At 64.1% G+C, this 1,282-nt stretch carries 1 protein-coding gene; it reads right to left on the reverse strand.

The genetic code is table 11. The features are described from left to right. Positions 1–1,168 (reverse strand): IS1634 family transposase (locus ACFWAY_RS53850; protein WP_378516550.1); only part of this gene is annotated, 1,168 nt, incomplete at its 3' end. Positions 1,169–1,282: the final 114 nt, after the last annotated feature.

A 1,282-nucleotide genomic window follows, 5' to 3' on the forward strand; every position in this document is an offset into this window, starting at 1 on the left:
CCGTGCCACCGTCGACGACAGCCCGGGCGCGGGCCTCCTGCGCATTCAATGTCCGCTCATCACGCGCTGCCCGACGAGTCGAGTACTGCCACACCGCCCGCCACGCATTCGGATGCTCCACCGAACTCCACACCGGTTCGGCGCGTTTACGAACGTTGTTGACCACCGAACGTCCGTGCCGCGGAGTGATCGTGTCGATGACCTGCCCACTGGTGAACGCGTTTCCATGCCAATGGAAGTGGGACGCCAGATCTCCGGGCGCCTTGGTGACACGAGAACCCACGATGAACTTCAGGCCGGCAGCATCGAGGTCCGTCAGGTTCGCCGCCGACAACATCCCGGCGTCGGCAGCAACGACCATCTCGACATCCTCGATATCGTGCCTGGCCTGGAACTGACGCACGATCGGGACGATAGTTCTGGTTTCGGCGTGGTTGCCTTCGAAACAGCCGATCTCCAACGGAAAACCGGTGCGGTCCACCAGCAGTCCGACCACGATCTGCGGGTCCACGCGACGCTCTTTCGAGTAGCCGACTTTCCGTAGTTCATCCTCCTTTTCGGCCTCGAAGTACAAGGTCGTGACGTCGTAGAGCAGAAGGCTCAGGCCGCCGGTGTGAGCGGCGTAGGAGAAGCACTGCGTCGCGATCGCGGCGCGATAGTCGCGATCGATCACCGACCGCAGGTGCCGTTTGATGGTGGCGTAACTCGGCGGGTCGGCACCGAGATCACTCAGGACCCGGCCGGCGTCGAGTTTCGAGCCGGGCTCGACGATGCGGGCGATGACCAGATCCCGAAACACCGCATCTTCGATCCGCTCGAAGCCGAGCTGCTCGTACGCGGTGTGCAGGACCTGACGCAGCAGCACCGAGGCGGTGGCTTCGGTCCGGCCCGGCGCATCGACCACAGGCGGTTCCTCGGTCGGGGGCAGCAGGGCGCCCTGGCCGGTGGGCAGGACGTCTTCGACCGGCAGTTGCGGGACGATGCCCAGGTCGAAGGCCTGTTGATCGGGTTCGAGCCAGGCTCGGGCCTGCTCGAGCAGAACCCCGAGTTCGACTTCGGTGTGGGCGGATCCGATGTGTTTGACGATTTCCTGCCGGCCACCGGAATAGCGGGCGACCTGCACGGCTGTGGCCCCGGATTTGGTCCGTACTCGCCTGATAAACGCCACATGGGGAGCGTAAACCGGCCCTCGTTAGTGCGTGAAACCAGCCTTCCTGAACCGAGAAACCTCTGGTCAGAGGGCTGCGTCCTGGCTTCTCACCTCGGAGTGAGCCAAGTCAGG

Source organism: Rhodococcus sp. NPDC059968, assembly GCF_042738615.1.
Lineage (GTDB): Bacteria > Actinomycetota > Actinomycetes > Mycobacteriales > Mycobacteriaceae > Rhodococcus_F.